At 72.2% G+C, this 15,467-nt stretch carries 14 protein-coding genes, 1 pseudogene and 1 riboswitch; of the genes and pseudogenes, 10 read left to right on the top strand and 5 right to left on the bottom strand.

Annotated elements, in window-relative coordinates:
- Positions 1-106: 106 nt before the first annotated feature.
- The gene (locus tag B072_RS0130640) at positions 107-988 is read right to left on the bottom strand and encodes an alpha/beta fold hydrolase (protein ID WP_018533780.1); all 882 of its coding nucleotides are present in this window, start codon (positions 986-988) and stop codon (positions 107-109) included.
- Between the two features lie 276 nt (positions 989-1,264).
- On the opposite strand from B072_RS0130640, the pseudogene B072_RS0130635 reads away from it, so the two are divergent.
- Both B072_RS0130635 and B072_RS44440 read left to right on the top strand, forming a co-directional pair.
- A pseudogene (locus B072_RS0130635) lies at positions 1,265-1,873 on the top strand (DUF6537 domain-containing protein); the annotation flags it as partial.
- A gap of 120 nt (positions 1,874-1,993) precedes the next feature.
- Positions 1,994-2,887 carry an alpha/beta hydrolase gene (locus B072_RS44440; protein ID WP_018533778.1) on the top strand — a complete coding sequence of 298 codons (894 nt, stop codon included), beginning with the start codon at positions 1,994-1,996 and terminating at the stop codon, positions 2,885-2,887.
- Positions 2,888-2,984: 97 nt separating this feature from the next.
- Here B072_RS44440 and B072_RS0130625 read toward each other — a convergent pair whose 3' ends face one another.
- Both B072_RS0130625 and B072_RS0130620 read right to left on the bottom strand, forming a co-directional pair.
- The gene (locus B072_RS0130625; RefSeq protein WP_018533777.1) at positions 2,985-3,767 is read right to left on the bottom strand and encodes a CbtA family protein; all 783 of its coding nucleotides are present in this window, start codon (positions 3,765-3,767) and stop codon (positions 2,985-2,987) included.
- A gap of 40 nt (positions 3,768-3,807) precedes the next feature.
- Entirely contained in the window at positions 3,808-4,032 is a 225-nt protein-coding gene (locus B072_RS0130620; RefSeq protein ID WP_018533776.1) for a CbtB domain-containing protein, read from the bottom strand.
- A gap of 58 nt (positions 4,033-4,090) precedes the next feature.
- Positions 4,091-4,165, bottom strand: a riboswitch (cobalamin riboswitch).
- Between the two features lie 124 nt (positions 4,166-4,289).
- Between B072_RS0130620 and B072_RS0130615 the strand changes: the two genes are divergently transcribed.
- A complete protein-coding gene (locus B072_RS0130615) occupies positions 4,290-4,859 on the top strand; it encodes a histidine phosphatase family protein (protein ID WP_018533775.1) in 570 nt (189 codons plus the stop codon).
- Between the two features lie 94 nt (positions 4,860-4,953).
- Here the strand turns inward: B072_RS0130615 and B072_RS0130610 are convergent, their stop codons facing one another.
- Entirely contained in the window at positions 4,954-5,241 is a 288-nt protein-coding gene (locus B072_RS0130610) for a DUF4190 domain-containing protein (RefSeq protein ID WP_026246475.1), read from the bottom strand.
- Positions 5,242-5,803: 562 nt separating this feature from the next.
- Here B072_RS0130610 and proP point away from each other — a divergent pair.
- The gene (proP, locus tag B072_RS0130605) at positions 5,804-7,285 is read left to right on the top strand and encodes a glycine betaine/L-proline transporter ProP (protein WP_018533773.1); all 1,482 of its coding nucleotides are present in this window, start codon (positions 5,804-5,806) and stop codon (positions 7,283-7,285) included.
- A 36-nt stretch (positions 7,286-7,321) separates the two neighbouring features.
- Here proP and B072_RS0130600 read toward each other — a convergent pair whose 3' ends face one another.
- Complete coding sequence (locus B072_RS0130600; RefSeq protein WP_018533772.1) at positions 7,322-8,416, bottom strand: glutamate--cysteine ligase; 1,095 nt, start codon at positions 8,414-8,416, stop codon at positions 7,322-7,324.
- 233 nt (positions 8,417-8,649) lie between these two features.
- Here B072_RS0130600 and B072_RS0130595 point away from each other — a divergent pair, with 233 nt between their 5' ends.
- From B072_RS0130595 to B072_RS0130570, 6 genes are all read left to right on the top strand, one after another.
- Positions 8,650-10,065, top strand: coding sequence for an extracellular solute-binding protein (locus tag B072_RS0130595; RefSeq protein ID WP_018533771.1), 1,416 nt, complete (start codon positions 8,650-8,652; stop codon positions 10,063-10,065).
- Positions 10,040-11,026, top strand: a complete 987-nt coding sequence (locus tag B072_RS44435; RefSeq protein WP_018533770.1) for a carbohydrate ABC transporter permease — start codon at positions 10,040-10,042, stop codon at positions 11,024-11,026. Before B072_RS0130595 ends, B072_RS44435 begins: the two co-directional genes overlap by 26 nt.
- The gene (locus tag B072_RS0130585) at positions 11,023-11,874 is read left to right on the top strand and encodes a carbohydrate ABC transporter permease (RefSeq protein ID WP_018533769.1); all 852 of its coding nucleotides are present in this window, start codon (positions 11,023-11,025) and stop codon (positions 11,872-11,874) included. Before B072_RS44435 ends, B072_RS0130585 begins: the two co-directional genes overlap by 4 nt.
- Positions 11,874-12,995, top strand: a complete 1,122-nt coding sequence (locus tag B072_RS0130580; protein ID WP_018533768.1) for an ABC transporter ATP-binding protein — start codon at positions 11,874-11,876, stop codon at positions 12,993-12,995. The genes B072_RS0130585 and B072_RS0130580 overlap by 1 nt, the downstream gene beginning before the upstream one ends.
- Positions 12,992-14,215, top strand: coding sequence for a CehA/McbA family metallohydrolase (locus B072_RS0130575; protein ID WP_018533767.1), 1,224 nt, complete (start codon positions 12,992-12,994; stop codon positions 14,213-14,215). The genes B072_RS0130580 and B072_RS0130575 overlap by 4 nt, the downstream gene beginning before the upstream one ends.
- 237 nt (positions 14,216-14,452) lie before the next feature.
- The gene (locus B072_RS0130570) at positions 14,453-15,391 is read left to right on the top strand and encodes a sugar phosphate isomerase/epimerase family protein (RefSeq protein ID WP_018533766.1); all 939 of its coding nucleotides are present in this window, start codon (positions 14,453-14,455) and stop codon (positions 15,389-15,391) included.
- Positions 15,392-15,467 lie beyond the last annotated feature (76 nt).

Genomic DNA, 15,467 nt, shown 5'->3' with positions numbered 1-15,467 from the left:
GTGGCCGGCCGGCGCCATGCCGCAGGACCCCGAACCGGCCCTGTCCCGCTACGAGTCGGCGCGGCCGCGATCGGAGCCCGCGAGCACACCGACCCGCGAGGGTTGCTCAGCGCGTGTGCGCCACCACCGCGTCGATGAGGTCGGGCCACAGTTCGCGCGGCCGGTCGTGCCCCATGTCGGGAAGGAGCAGGAGCGTCGCCCCGGGCACCAGCGCGGCGGTGCGCTCGCCGCCGCTGGGGTCGATCAGGGTGTCGTCGAGGCCGTGGATCACCAGGGTCGGCACGCGCAGGGCGCGCAGCGCGTCGGCGCGGGAACCGCTGAGCACGATCGCGCCGAGCTGCCGTCCGACGCCGGACGGGTAATAGGCGCGGTCGTAGCTCCTCGCGGCCAGGTCACGGAGTACCGCGACATCGCCGTAGCGCTTCGACGCCCACACCAGTTCCGCCTCCGCCGCCGCGACGTGACCCTCGCGGTCCGACGGCTTCGGCCGCAGCAGCACGGCCTCGGCCTCGGGGCTCGACCGCCCGTACTCCGGCTCGCCGGTCGAGGACATCATCGAGGTCAGCGAAAGGACCCGCTCCGGCCGGGCGGCCGCCATCGTCTGGGCGATCATGCCACCCATCGAGGCCCCGACGACATGCGCCCGCTCGATGCCGAGCGCGTCGAGCAGGCCGATGCCGTCGTCGGCCATGTCCCGCAGCGTGTACGGGATCATCGCGCGGGCGCCCGCGACGTCCCCGGAGCTCACGGCGCCGATGAAGCGGGCCATGTCGACGGGACGCCCGTCGAACTTCGTGGACAGGCCGCAGTCCCGGTTGTCGTAGCGGATCACGTGGCGGCCCCGCTCGGCGAGGGCACGGCAGAAGTCCTCGTGCCAGCCGAGCATCTGCGCACCGAAACCCATCACGAGCAGCACGGCGGGATCGGCCGGATCACCGAACGTCTCGTACGCGAGGGACACTCCGGGGGCGACTTCGGTGATCGGCATACCGCGAGTCTCTCAGCCGGAGCGGAGCGCGCGCATCCGGGTATTCATGGCGCCTGACCTGTACGTTCCCTCGCCGCTCGCCGCTCGCCGCTCGCCGCTCGCCGCTCCGCGCGGTCGCGGGAGCCGCGGCGCTCACTCCTCCCGCGTCCATGAACCGAGCAGGCCGCCTTCCGCTGGGGCCGAGCCGCCGTCGCCGACCCGGAGGCGGTACGGCAGGCCGTCGCACCGCGGGGACAGAAGGCGGCGCCGCGCAGCAGCACGCCGGAGGAAGCCGTCGACTTCCGCGCGGATGACCTGACCGAGTATCAGAACCGTGCCTACGCCGACCGCTACCTCCGCGCCGTGCGGGCGGTCACCACCCTCGCCACCGAACGGGCGGGGGAGCGGGACGGCCGGCGCGTCGCCCACGCCTTCGCCACCTCGCTGCACCAGCTGATGGCGTACAAGGACGAGTACGAAGTCGCCCGCCTGCACCTCGACCCCGCCGAACAGGCCCGGATCCGCGCCGAGTTCGGGCCGGACGCCACCGTCTCGGTCCTGCTGCACCCGCCCGTCCTGCGCGCCCTCGGCATGGATCGCAAACTGCGCCTGAGCCGCACCGCCGGGCCCGCCTTCCGCGCCCTGCGCGCCGCACGCCGCCCGCGCGGCACCCCGTTCGACCCCTTCGCCCGAACCGAGACGCGCCGCACAAAGCGCGCCCTCGTCGCGGAGTACGAGCGGCTGATGCGCGAGGCGCTCGACCGGCTCACCCCGGACAACGCCGATGCCGTCGTCGCACTCGCCGCACTGCCGGGCACGGTCCGCGGAGACGAACACATCAAGATGGCCCGCGTCGAGGAGTACCGCGCACAGGCCCGACGCGCACGCGACGCCCTGGCGCGGTGACACGCCCCGTCGAAGATGTCCCACGGCCAGGCATCCGCCCTCACGCCGGTCGTCCCTTGTCGTCCGCAGAGAAGCACTCAGAATGATCAGGACCGAACGTGCGCTGACAGGAGGCGCGGCATGACCCTGCCGCAGGAACAGACCATCGAGACGACGGCCGGGCCGTTCAACACCCTCATCTGGAAAGAGGAGTCCACCACCGGCGGCGGCGCGTCAGCTCCCGTCCTCGCCGTCCACGGAGTCTCCAGCACCAACCGGCTCTGGACCTGGCTGCACGAGGCCGCACCCTGGGCGACGCTGATCGCCCCCGACCTGCCGGGCCGCGGAGCCACCCCCGCCCGCGACACGCGGCCCTCCTCGGTGCGGGCGCACGCCGACGGTCTCGCCGCCCTGCTCGACGCGCTGGAGCTCGACACCGTCGACGTGCTCGGCATGTCGCTGGGCGGATTCATCGCCGTCGAACTCGCCGCCCGCCATCCCGGCCGGGTCCGCTCGCTCACGCTCGTCGACGGCGGGCTGCCCGTCCCGGCCACCGTCCCCGCCGACCAGCTCGCCCCGGCGCTGCGCGCCCAGTACGGCGACGCGACGTCCTGGCCCGACGCGGCGGCGTACGCCCGGCACTACACCGGCGCCGCCGCACCCCTGGTCGACGCCGGCGACCCGCGGTTCGTCGCCATGCTCGCCCACGACCTGCGCGACGGCGCCGCCGGCGGACCCGTGCGCCGCGACCTGGACACCGTCGTGGACGACGCGGTCAGCGTCCTCGCCTCCTCGCGTCCCGCCGCCGCACTGGCCGAAGTCACCGTCCCCATCCGCCTGTTGCACGCGCAGTGGGCCGCCGGCGAGGGCAGTGCGCCGATGTACCCGGCGGACCATGTCGCCGATCTCGCCCGGCGCACTTCCCACCTCGTCCACACCGAGCTCGTCGACCGTGTCGACCACGCGGCGATCATCATGACCGACCACGGCGCCGGACACTGCGCCGCCGTTCTCCGGAAGGCGGTCCGACGATGACCCGTCGACGCCCCCGCGCGGCTCGATGACGTCGTACGCGTACGCGCCCGACGCGGTGCGCCGACATCCGGGCCCGTGATGCACCTGCGCGGCCGTTCTACGCGGTGCTGCTGAGGTCCCGGTCGGCCTGATGCGCCGCGGAGGCCGGTCGCGCGGGTGCGACCGCCGGCCGCAGCACGCGTTCGGCGAGATACCCGAAGACCAGGCCGAACACCGTCCACAGGGTGAGCTGCACGGCGAGCGCCGCGAGCCGGAACTGCCACAGCAGCGTGGCCGGGAAGTCCTTCGGCACCTCGTCGACGGAGGGCAGGAAGACGTAGGCGAGCGTCACCGCGGCGACCAGGGCCGCGCCGGCCGCGACCGTCGCGTTCCAGGTGCCGAGGCGTGGGGCGAGCCGTTTGCCGAGCAGGACGGCGGCGACGGTCAGCAGCACGCTCAGGGCGATCATCAGGAAGTAGAGCGTGGTCCGTCTCCCGATGGTGTCCGGGTCACCGACGGCGGGCGGATTGGCCGGGTACTTGAGGAACGGGACGACGTACACCGAGACCAGCGCGCCCACCGCGACCAGGGCGGCCGTGGCGCGCGGCCCGAACCGGCCGACGCGGCCCAGCGCGACGCAGAACGCGAGGGCGCCGATGCCGCCGAGCGCGACCCCGACGACGAGCAGTCCGGTGGCCAGGCCGCCGGTCGACTGAAGGGTGCGGCTGACGAGTTCCTCGCCGTGTTCGTGGCCGTGGGCGGCGTGCGATTCCTCGAAGGCGATGGCGGAGTCGATCCGTGGCTCGCCGAGGACGTAGGCCACGACGAGCGCGAGCGCGCCGGCCACGAGACCGGCGAGCATGCCGCGCACGAGCAGGGCCCGTACCGAGACGGAGTTCATGAGTGCGTTTTCCCCTGACTGTCCGGTTGCTCTCGACGTCTCAGTGGCAGGGGAAACCGAGCAGGTGGCGGCCGTCGTGCAGCCACTCGTGGACGCTCTCTCCGGAGATCACGGCGGAGGCGCCCTGCTCGGCGCCGACGAAGTAGAGCAGGACCAGCATGAGGATGCCGAAGAAGACGGCCCACGGGGCGATCGCCTTCAGCGAGATGGGGGCGACGACCGGAGTGGCGGATGCGCCGGGCGCAGGCGCGACGGGGTGAGTCATGGCAGAACCTCCTGGGGAACACGCGTCCCGTTCGTTGGTGCCTCGGACGACGGCAGGGGTCTGACTCCCCGGCCCCTCACAAGGGGCGCGGGCTCACAGTGGCGCGACCGTGCCGGATTCTCACCGGACTTCCGCATGCCGTCGTCATGTCCACGAGAAGGTACCGCGTGCCGGGCGGCGGCGCCACGGCGTACAACTGGCTTGTTCCGCAGGGAAGACGCGCCGGTGGGCGCCGACGGCAGGGAAGGACGGTACGGGTGACGCTGCGTGTGACGCTGATCTCTCCGGCGATGAGCATGGCGGTGCGGGAGGCTCGCTTCGACGGTGAAGTGGCGCCGGACGACGCTGCCTTGGCCGCCGCGGCGCGTGCCGCGGCCCGGGTGCCGCCCGCCGCCCGCGCGCTCACCGCGCCCGGCCGCGGCTGCCGTCGCACCGCGCTCGCCCTGGGCCTGACGGCCGACGTGGCACCGGAGTTGGCGCCCTGGGGGATGGGCCGCTGGAGCGGCCGCACCCTCGCCGACGTGGGCGCCGCCGCACCGGACGCGGTGGCCGCGTGGCTTGCCGATGCGGCGGCGGCCCCGCACGGCGGCGAGAGCCTGAACGCCCTGCTCGACCGGTGCGGACGCTGGCTGGAGCGACTCGACGGTGAGGGCCGGCTGGTCGTCGTCGCGGACCCGGCCGCCGTCCGGGCCGTGGTCGTACGCGCTCTGCAGCTCCCCGCGCAGGCGTTCTGGCGCCTGGACGTCGAGCCGCTGACGGCAACGGAATTGAGCGGCCGCTCGGGGCGGTGGAACGTGCGCCTGGGGCAGCGCTTGCAGGGGAGCTGAGGCGTCCCGGGAGCGGAATTGCGCGGGCGAGGCGTGCCCCACCATTTCGTGGTGGGGCACGCCTCGCCCGCGCAATTCGCGGTGAATTCAGCGATCAGCCGCCGACGTACCAGGTGAATCCGCCGGAGGAAGCCGCCACGGCGAACAGCACACCGAAGATGATGATGTCGAGGATGCCGAGAACGACGGCGGACTTCGCCAGTCCGACGTTTCCCTTGACCGCGGCCTGGCGCAGTCCGAGAACGCCGAAGACAATGGCGAGCGGGCCAAGGATGATGTTGAGGATAAAGATTCCGACGATTCCGCAGACCAGGCCCGCCACCGCAAAGCCATTGGTCCGCGAACCCGAAGCGGCAGCCGAAGACCTTCCGTATCCCGCCATGACACACTCCTTGCAGCTCGAATTCCTGTATCGCCCGGCTCATGTCAAGTGCCCAGGGATTCGTTGTGCAGTCGCTCATTTTCCGCGAAGAAGTGGAAGGAGAGATTCTCTCCGGAGGGGAAAGTCGGTGAAAGCCGGGGCTCGCGCGGGCCTCGTCTCCCCGACACGGTTGCGCGATGCCCCGGCTGGCGTCCGCCTCACTGCCGAAGCGAACCTCACGGCCCGGCCGTCACCGTCGCGCCGGGCTGTTGTCTCCAGTGTGGCCAGGAATTCGCCCCGGACAAGGGGCCGTTCGGCCCTCAAGGACCGGCCTGTCAGCCCTTCCGGCGGCGCAGCGCGAGCGCTCGTCCGGGCGGCCGAGCACCCCCGGGCGCCGGTCCACACCGGCCGCAGCGCCGCAGTGGCCGAGTGACTTTGGCCCGTGCCGCCGAGGACCTGAGTCACGGGCCGGCCAGGACCTTCGGCCGATGCCCCGCGGCCCCGGGCGCTGGCATCCTCCGACAGCGCCCCTGCCGTACCGCCGGTCCGGCCCTGCCCGCGCGAGAGGAACAGCAAGACCACCGTGAGCGCCCCCGAAACCACCGGGACCGACGAACAGCCGTCGCCGTCCCCGGAGTCCGTCGCCCGCCACCGCGCCCTGTTCCGCGCCGTGCACCGCCGCAGGCACCCGCGGCTGCGCCAGTCCGACATCACGGTCACGGAAGAGGCCCAGGTCAAGCGCGCCGTGAAGGCGACCGCTCTCGGCAACGCCATGGAGTGGTACGACTTCGGTGTCTACGCCTACCTCGCCGTCATCATCGGCAAGGAGTTCTTCCCGTCGGGCAACCCCACCGCCCAGACCCTGTCCTCGCTCGCGACGTTCGCCGCGGCCTTCCTCGTACGTCCCCTGGGCGGCATGGTCTTCGGACCGCTCGGCGACAAGGTGGGCCGCAAGAAGATCCTCGCCCTCACCATGATCATGATGTCGAGTGCGACCCTCGCGATCGGCCTGATCCCCGGTTACGCGACGATCGGGTTCTGGGCCCCGGTGCTGCTGGTCCTGTGCCGCATGGTGCAGGGCTTCTCCACCGGCGGGGAGTACGGCGGCGCCGCGACCTTCATCGCCGAGTACGCGCCCGACCGGCGGCGCGGATTCTGGGGCTCCTTCCTGGAGTTCGGCACGCTCATCGGCTACACGTTCGCCGCGGTCCTCGTGACGGCCCTCACCGCGCTGCTCGGGGCCGACGGCATGCAGTCGTGGGGCTGGCGCGTCCCGTTCCTGGTGGCTGCTCCGCTCGGCCTGATCGGCCTGTACCTGCGGATGCGTCTCGACGAGTCTCCGGCCTTCCAGAAGATGGAGGAGGCCGGCGGCGCCGGGGCCGAGCGGCGCGACAAGAAGTCCTTCAGGGAATCGCTCGCCGGACAGTGGCCGGCCCTGCTGCTGTGCATCGCGCTCGTGGCCGCCTTCAACATCACCGACTACATGCTGCTGTCGTACATGCCGACCTACCTCACCCAGCTCGGCTTCGGCGAGACGAGCGGGCTGATGTCGATCGTGGTCGTGATGTTGATCCTCATGGCGCTCGTCAACACCGTGGGCCGTATCTCGGACCGCGTCGGCCGCAAGCCCGTCCTGATGGCGGGATCGATCGCCTTCTTCGTCCTGGCGCTGCCCGCCTTCCTGCTGATCGGCCGCGGCGGCGTGCTGCCGGTCTTCGCGGGCCTGCTGATGCTGGGGCTCTCCCTCGTCTGCTACCTGGGAACCATGTCGTCGGCGCTGCCCGCCCTGTTCCCGACCGACGTCCGCTACGGATCGCTGTCCATCGGGTTCAACATCTCCGTGTCGCTGTTCGGCGGCACGACACCCCTGGTGGTCGCGGCGCTGATCGGAGCCACCGGGAACAACCTCATGCCGGCCTTCTACACGATGCTCGCCGGTCTGGTCGGCATCGTGGCGGTGCTGTGCATGAAGGAGACGGCGCGCAAGCCCCTCGAAGGTTCGCCCCCGGCCGTCGCGACGGCCGACGAGGCACGTGAACTGGTGGAGGCACAGCGCCTGGTGTGACCGTCGCCCGCGCGGAGGCGCACCAATGGCGGGCCGTCACATCCCGCCATCGGTGCGCCGCACGCATTCGGTGACCACGTCCCGGAGGCTGCCGGTCCGCTCCAGGGCCGCCCGCTGGATCTGCGCGCCGTTGCCGTCGCGCCGCAGCCGGGACCACAGCCGCTGGGCCTCGTCGAGGTCGCCCGCGTCCTCCAACGCCGACCGTACGTGGGCGAACAGGGCCGCCACCGCGTCCGCCGCGGCCACCGGCCGCATCAGCCGGGGGTGCATCAGCTCTCCGGTCAGGCCCGAGCGGGCCGCACGCCAGGAGGCGAGACGCAGCAGCGTCACCGGGTGCGCGGCGGCGGGCTCACCGGCGCGCCAGTCACGGGCCGCCGCCTCGACCAGACCGCGCACCAGCATGGCCAACAGCACCGTCATGAACGGTTCGAGACAGACGTCGGCGACCCGGACCTCCACGGTGGGGTGCGCGGCCGAAAGCCGGGCGTCGAAGTACACCATGCCCTTGTCCCGCAGGACGCCCGTCGCCACCATGGCATCGATCTGCTCGTGGTAGGCGGCCGCGCTGTCGAAGAGCTCCACCGGCCCCGCAGACGGCCAGCGCCCCCACACCCGGCTGCGGTAGCTGCTGTACCCGCTGTCCCTGCCCTGCCAGAACGGGGAGTTGCCGGTCAGCGCCAGCAGCACCGAGAGCCAGGGCCGGATGCGGTCCAGGACCGCGACGCCCTCCTCGTCGGACTCCACGAAGACGTGGACGTGACAGCCGCAGGTCAGCTGCTCCTGCGTGGTGAGGCCGAACTCCCGCGCCAGCCACTGGTGTCGCTCCCCGGTGCCGACGCTGGGGCTCACCGGGAGCGGCGAGGTGGCGAGCGCGGCGACGGTGCCGCCGAGCGACTCCGCGTGCCGTACGGCCGCCGAGCGCCACCGGGTGATCTCCTCGGCGAGATCCGGCATCGACCGGTGCGGGCTCGTCGCGAACTCCAGCTGCTCACGGTGGAGTTCCGCCTCGAAGGCGTCGTCCCCGTCCGCCTTGCGCTCGGCCACCGCCAGGACCGCGCTGGACAGCGCGCGCGGTTCCCCGCTGCCGCCGTCGACGAGCAGCAGCTCCTCCTCCACCCCGACACTGCGCATCCCGATCGTCCCAACGCGTAACCGGGCACGTACGCCCGTGGGTTGACGTGAGGACCCGTTCTAGCAGGTGCTCGGGGCGTGGGGACGGCTCCGCGCCGGTGATCCGCGGCGGGGGAGGGAGGTGACGGCAACGCACCTCGGCCCGCATTGCCAAAATGTTAAGACATTAGGTCTTCACGTCATGCCGATGTCGTGTGAGCCTTCGGTCAGATCATTTCGCGCAAGGAGGCCGAATGGAAGGCGTCACGCGACGTACCGCGCTGACAGCGGCCGCCCTCGGTGCGGGTTCGACGCTGCTCGCGGGATGCGGCACGCCACTCGACCCGACCCGGAACGAGGACGGCGGGGGCGGTGACAGCGTTCAGCTGACCATCGCCACCAACGCGGTGTCCGGTGGCAAGAACACCGATGAGGCGGACTGGATCCAGGACTGGGTCGTCCCGCGCTTCGAGCGGGCGCAACGCGCCAAGAAGCGCCAGGTGCGGGTCCGGTACATGCCGAGCGGTGTCGACGACGAGCAGTACAAGACCAAGCTCGCCCTCGACCTCAAGGCGCACGCAGGACCCGACATCATGGCCCTCGACGGCATCTGGGTGGGCGAGTTCGCCCAGGCCGGCTACATCGAGCCGCTGCGGAGCGTGGTCGGTTCCGGCTTCGAACAGTGGGAGGGCTGGCGGCAGATCAGCCGGCAGGTGCGCCGACTCGCCACGTTCGAGGGCGCGTTGTACGGCATCCCGGCCGGCACCGACGCGCGCGTCCTCTTCTACAACAAGGCACTCTTCCGCAAGGCGGGCCTTCCCGAGGCGTGGCAGCCGCGCGACTGGCAGGAGATCCTCGACGCCGCCCGCCGCCTCGGCCGCCTGGACGGCGTCGTGCCGATGCAGCTCAACGCCGGTACGGCGATGGGCGAAGCCACCACCATGCAGGGACTGCTGCCGATGCTCGCGGGCGCGGGCGGCACCGTCGAGGCGGGTGGCAAGTGGCACGGTGACACCCCCGAACTCCGCGCCGTGCTCGGCTTCTACCAGGACCTCTACGGCAAGGGCGCGGACCTGGGCGACCCCCGGCTCCAGCAGGAGGCCAAGGGGCGCGACAAGTCCTTCCAGCTGTTCGCCGACGGACGGATGGGGATCCTCGCCGAAGGTGACTACTTCTGGCGGGACGTCATCGTCCCGAAGACCGGAACGGCCCCGATGAAGCGCCGTGACAACGATGTCGGATATGCGCTGTTCCCCGCTCGCGCCCGCGGCGAGGGCCTCGGCGGACGCGCGTTCGTCAGCGTCTCCGGCGGCGGCGTGCACGTACTCAACCCGCACACCCGCCACCCCGACCTCGCCTTCGAGCTGCTGAGCTTCCTGCACTCGGCGCCCGCGCTGCGCGCCCGGCTCGGTGACACCGCGCAGATCACCGAGCGCGACGACGTCAACGAGACGGTTCTCGCGCGCGACCCCATGCTCAAGTTCGCCGCGGACAAGGCGCTTCCCGTCACCACGTACCGCCCCGGCCTCGCCGCCTACCCCGAGGTGTCACTCGCGCTGCAGGAGGCCACCGCCCAGGTGGTGTCGGGACGTTCACCGAAGCAGGCCGCGGCCGCGTACGCCGCCCAGTTGAAGGAGGTGCTCGGTGGCAGCGACGACATCGCCCGCTGACCCCGTCACGCCGGCGCAGCCGCAACGGCCGACGCAGGACCCGGCCGCGGCACCCGAGCAGGACGCCGTCGGCCTCGGCCGCAAACGCGCCGCCGGATTCGTCGCGCCCGCGCTCGTCCTGATCGCCCTGTTCCTCGTGGCGCCCGCGCTGTGGACGCTCTACCTGGGCGCCACCGACTACCGGCTCACCGGCCTCCCGGCGATCCACCCGAGCTTCGTCGGCCTCGACAACATCACGCACGCCCTCGGCGACGACGGCTTCCTCAAGTCCCTGTGGCTGACCCTGCTGTTCGTCGCGGGGTCCGCGGTCGCGGGCCAGGCCGTGCTCGGCTTCGCGCTCGCCTGGTGGATGCGCGAGCGCAGCGGCCGGGTCAAGGGCCTGCTCGAAGCACTCGTCATGCTGTCGTGGATCCTGCCCAGCTCGGTTGTCGCGTTCCTGTGGATCGCGCTGCTCGACCGGGACGGCGGCACCCTGAACTCGGTGCTGCACACACCCGGCGCCGCCTGGCTCCTCGACCACCCGATGCTGTCGATCATCGCCTACAACATCTGGCGCGGCACCGCCTTCTCGATGATGCTCTACAGCGCCGCCCTCGGGAACGTCCCCGTCTCCCACCTGGAGACGGCCCGCCTGGCCGGTGCCTCCCGCTGGCAGCAGCTGCGCGACGTCGTCTTCCCGTGCGTCCGCGGACACGTCCTGACGAACCTGCTGCTGATCAGCCTGTGGACGTTCAACGACTTCTCGCCGTACCTCATCACGGCGGGCGGCCCCGACGGAAAGACCGAGACGCTGCCCGTCTTCATCTACCAGACCGCTCTCGGCAGCGGACAGCTCGGCTACGGCTCCGCGATCTCCCTGCTGATGCTGCTCGTCAACCTCGTGGTCGCGCTCGTCTACCTGCGTCTGCTCGGCCGGAAGAAGAAGGAACGCGGCACGACCGAGGAGGCGAAGACCGCATGAGCGTCCTGCGACAGACGGGACAGCGGGGCCCGGTCGGTGCGCTGCTGCGCGGCATCGGCCAGTACGTCCTGGTCGCCCTCGGCCTCGCGTTCTTCGCGCTCCCCATGCTGTGGCTCGTCACCGCCCCCTTCGACCGACACCCCGGCATCACCGCCTCCCTGCCCGAGTTCACCCTCGACAACTTCCGGCGGCTCTTCGACAACCCCAACGCCATGACCTCGCTGGCGAACTCGGTGATCCTCGCCTTCGGCACGGCGATCCTCGTCGTCGTCCTGTCGGCGCTCGCCGCGTACGCCCTCAGCCGGGTCCGCGTCCCCGGCCGCGACGCCCTGCTGTACGCGCTGCTCCTGCTGTCCTCGATCGTCACCGGTACAGCCGCGATGGTGCCGATCTTCCTGCTGGCCGCCGACCTCAACCTGGTCGACTCCTACCTCGGCGTGATCCTGGTCCTGACCGGCGGACTGCTGCCCGCCGCGATCTTCATCCTCAAGGACTTCATGGACACCACGCCCCGGTCCTACGAGGAATCGGCGCGGGTCTTCGGCGCCGGACCGCTGCGCATCGTCAAGGACATCGTCGTGCCGATCGTCCGGCCCGGCCTCGCCACCGTCGGCGTCTGGTCGGTGGCCCAGGTGTGGGGCAACTTCCTCATCCCGTTCCTGCTGCTGCGCTCGCCGGACAAGTCCCCGGCCGCCGTGGTCATGTACACCTTCTACACCGAGGGCGGCCAGCCCGACCTGGCCCTCATCTCGACGTTCTCGCTCCTGTACTCGCTGCCTGTGGTGCTGATGTTCCTGTTCGTCAGCCGCCGGTACGGCTTCCGCTTCCACGGAGGGATCAAAGCCTGATGGCTGACATCAACCTGCGCCGCCTCGCCAAGGTCTACCCCGGCGGGGTCCGCGCCCTCGACGACCTCGAACTGGCAGTCCGCGACGGCGAGTTCTTCGCCCTGCTCGGCCCCTCCGGTTGCGGCAAGTCCACGCTGCTGCGCACCATCGCAGGGCTGGAGGGCGCCACCGGCGGCTCCATCGAGATCGGCGGCCGCGACGTCACCGGCCTCGAACCGGGAGCCCGCGACATCGCGATGGTCTTCCAGGACTACGCCCTCTTCCCGCACATGACGGTCACCGAGAACATCGGCTACCCCCTGAAGATCAAGAAGGTGGGCAAGGCGGAGCGCGCGGCCAAGGCCGCGGAGACCGCCGACGCGCTGGGCCTCGGCCACCTCGGCGACCGTCGGCCCGCGCAGCTCTCCGGCGGCCAGCAGCAGCGCGTCGCGCTCGCCCGCGCCATGGCCTGCCACCCGAAGGTCTTCCTCTTCGACGAGCCGCTGTCCAACCTCGACGCCCGGATGCGCCTCGAAGCCCGTACGTTCCTGAAGAAGCTGCAGCGCGAACTCGGCGTCACCACCGTCTTCGTCACCCACGACCAGGCCGAGGCCCTCGCCATGGCCGACCGCATCGCGGTCATGGAAGGCGGCAGGCTCCGCCAGGTCGGCACGCCCGCCGAGGTGTTCCGGCGGCCCGCCAGCACCTTCGTCGCCTCCTTCATCGGATCGACGCCGATGAACCTGCTGCCCGCGACCGCCGGTGCCTCGGCGGTGCATGTCCTCGGCGCCGAACTCCCGCTGCCCGACGGCATCGAGCCGGGCACCGTGCGCGACGGCGAGGAGATCGTCTACGGCATCCGGCCCGAGTACGTGCGCTGGGCGGCCGCCGAGCCGTCCGACGCCGCCGCGCTGACAGGCACCGTCTCGGTCGTCGAGAACCTCGGCAGCGCCCACCTGGTCTCCCTCGACGTCGACGGCACCACCGTGCAGGCCGTCGTCGACGAGGAGTTCGAACCCGCGGTCGGCGACCGGGGCCGGATCGTGCCGCGCACCGACCGGGCCCTGCTGTACCGCGACGGCACGCTCGTCGAGACCCGGGTCGACAGTGAGAACCCGGAGAAGGAGGGCGTCCCGGCATGACCGGCCGAACCACCGCACACCGCGGCACCTGGACGATGGCGGTCCGCGCCGACGACGTCCTGCGGGAACTGCCCTTCGAGGTGCCGCCCGGCACCGGCGCCCTGACCGTCACGCTCACCTACGAGCGTGGCGCGGGCGGCGTCGTAGACCTCGGACTCCTCGGCCCCGAGGGGGAGTTCCGCGGCTGGTCGGGCGGCGCCCGCAGCACGTACACCGTGACCGGGTCGTGGGCGACGCCCGGCTATCTGCCCGGCCCGCTCACGCCCGGGACATGGCGGGTGCTGCTGCGGCTGCACCGGGTGCCGCCGCAGGGCGTGCCGTACGAGGTGACCGCTGTCGCCCTGGACCGGGCGCCCGAGGAGCCGGCCGTCGCCGTGCCGGAGCCGCTGGCCGCCGACGCGCGGCGGGCGCGGCGGCGCGACCTGCCCGACGTGGACGGCGCCCGCTGGCTCGCCGGTGACCTGCACGCGCACACCCTGCACAGCGACGGGGCCCTGACCATCGACGAGTTGGCGCGGACGGCAGCGGGGGAGGGCCTGGACTTCCTCGCCGTCACCGACCACAACACCGTCAGCCACCATCCGCACCTCGCCGCCGCGGGCGCCCGCCAGGGCATCGCGCTGCTGCCCGGCCAGGAGGTCACCACCGACGTCGGCCACGCCAACGTCTTCGGCGACACCGGCTGGATCGACTTCCGCGCCCCCGCCGACAACTGGCTGAAGCAGGCCGAGGCGGGCGGCGGGTTCCTCTCCGTCAACCATCCGCTCGCCGACGACTGCGCCTGGGAGATGCCGTTCACCCGGCGGCCCCGGCACGCCGAACTGTGGCACCACACCTGGACCGACCGCACCGACGGCGCCCCGCTGGCCTGGGCCCGCGCCTTCGCCGACGGCGCGCTCGTGCCGCTCGGAGGGAGCGACTTCCACCGCCCCGAGCAGGGACGGCCGCCGGGCGCGCCCACCACCTGGGCGCTGGTGCAGGGCGACGACGTGCTCGGTGCGCTGGCCGCGGGCCGCACGGCGGTCTCGGCCGGCCCCGACGCGCCGGTGCTGCTGCGGTGCGGTGACGAACTCCTGGCGCTGGACGCCGAGTCGACGGTCCTGGTCCGGCCGGACGGATCGCGCTCGGTGATCAGATCCGCGCGGGAGTCGTTGCCCGCCGTGCCCGGCCTGCACCGGTTGGAGACGTATCGATGCGAGGTCGTGGCGCTGTGCGGGTGACCTGCTCTTCGCCGGTGCGGTCGCGTATTTCGGCCGCTGCTTCGGTGGGGGCTGGTCGCGCAGTTCCTCGCCCCCCTGAAGCGAGCTTCGCTCGCTCAGGGAGGGCCGCGCGCAGCGCATGCCTCGGGGCGCGGGGAACTGCGCGACCAGCCACGACGAGACCCGCACCCGACCAGGAGAATCCCCGCACCGCAGCCCCGCTCACCACTGACCCCCCCCGCGGAAGGCGTCGCCCACATGACCACCGGCCACCCGAACACCCGCTCCGGCGCAGCCGTACGCATCGCCAACGCCCCGGTCTCGTACGGCATCTACGCCCCCGACGCGGCCCCGCTCGACCCCGACGCGCTGCTCGCCTCTTTCGACGAGGCCGGGTACGAGGGGACCGACCTCGGTCCGCTCGGCTACCTCGGCACCGGCGACGAACTCGTCGGTCGGCTCGCTCGGCACCGGCAGGCACTGGCCGGCGGCTGGGTCGACCTGCGCTACGGCGACCCCGAGGGCTTCGCAGCCGACCTGCCGGGCCTCGACGCCGCCCTCGACATCTTCACCGCCGCCTCCGTCGACGACGAACGGTTCGCACCCCGACCCACGCTCGCCTGCCCGGGCAACCCCGCGCGGTTCGCCGCCCCAGGCCTGCCGGTCGACCCCGCGCTGCAACTCACCGACGCCGACTGGCCCGCCTTCGCCGCCGATGTGCAGCGCGCCGCCGACCGGGTGCGTGCCCGCGGCCTCGAACCCGTCTTCCATCCCCACCTCGGCACCGACGTCGAGACCCCCGACGAGATCCGCCGCCTGCTCGACCTCACCGACGTGTCGCTGTGCCTGGACACCGCCCACCTGTGGCTCGCGGGCGGCGATCCGGTGGAGGCGATCCGCGCGTGGGGGCCGCGTCTTCGCCAGGTGCACCTGAAGGACGCCTCCCGCGCCGCCCACGCGGCCGCTCGGGCCGACGGCGGCGACCTGTGGCGGACCGTCGGTGACGGCGGATTCACCGCACTCGGCCGCGGCGATCTCGACTTCGGTGCCATCGCCGAAGCGCTCGACGCCATCGCCTACACCGGCTGGATCGTCGTCGAGCAGGACGCCCTCGCCACCGGCCAGGACCTGACCGTCATCACAGCCGACCAGCGGGCCAACCTCGCACTCCTGCGCTCCCTGCCCGCACTCGGGTAGAGCGGCCCGAACATCCGGGCCAGGGGGACCTACCCGGCCCGGAGCACCGCCCCGACCCCGCACGCCGACCAGAGAC

Source organism: Streptomyces sp. HmicA12 (assembly GCF_000373565.1).
In the GTDB taxonomy this organism is placed as follows: Bacteria; Actinomycetota; Actinomycetes; order Streptomycetales; family Streptomycetaceae; genus Streptomyces.
This window is presented reverse-complemented; position numbering and strand designations above follow the sequence as displayed.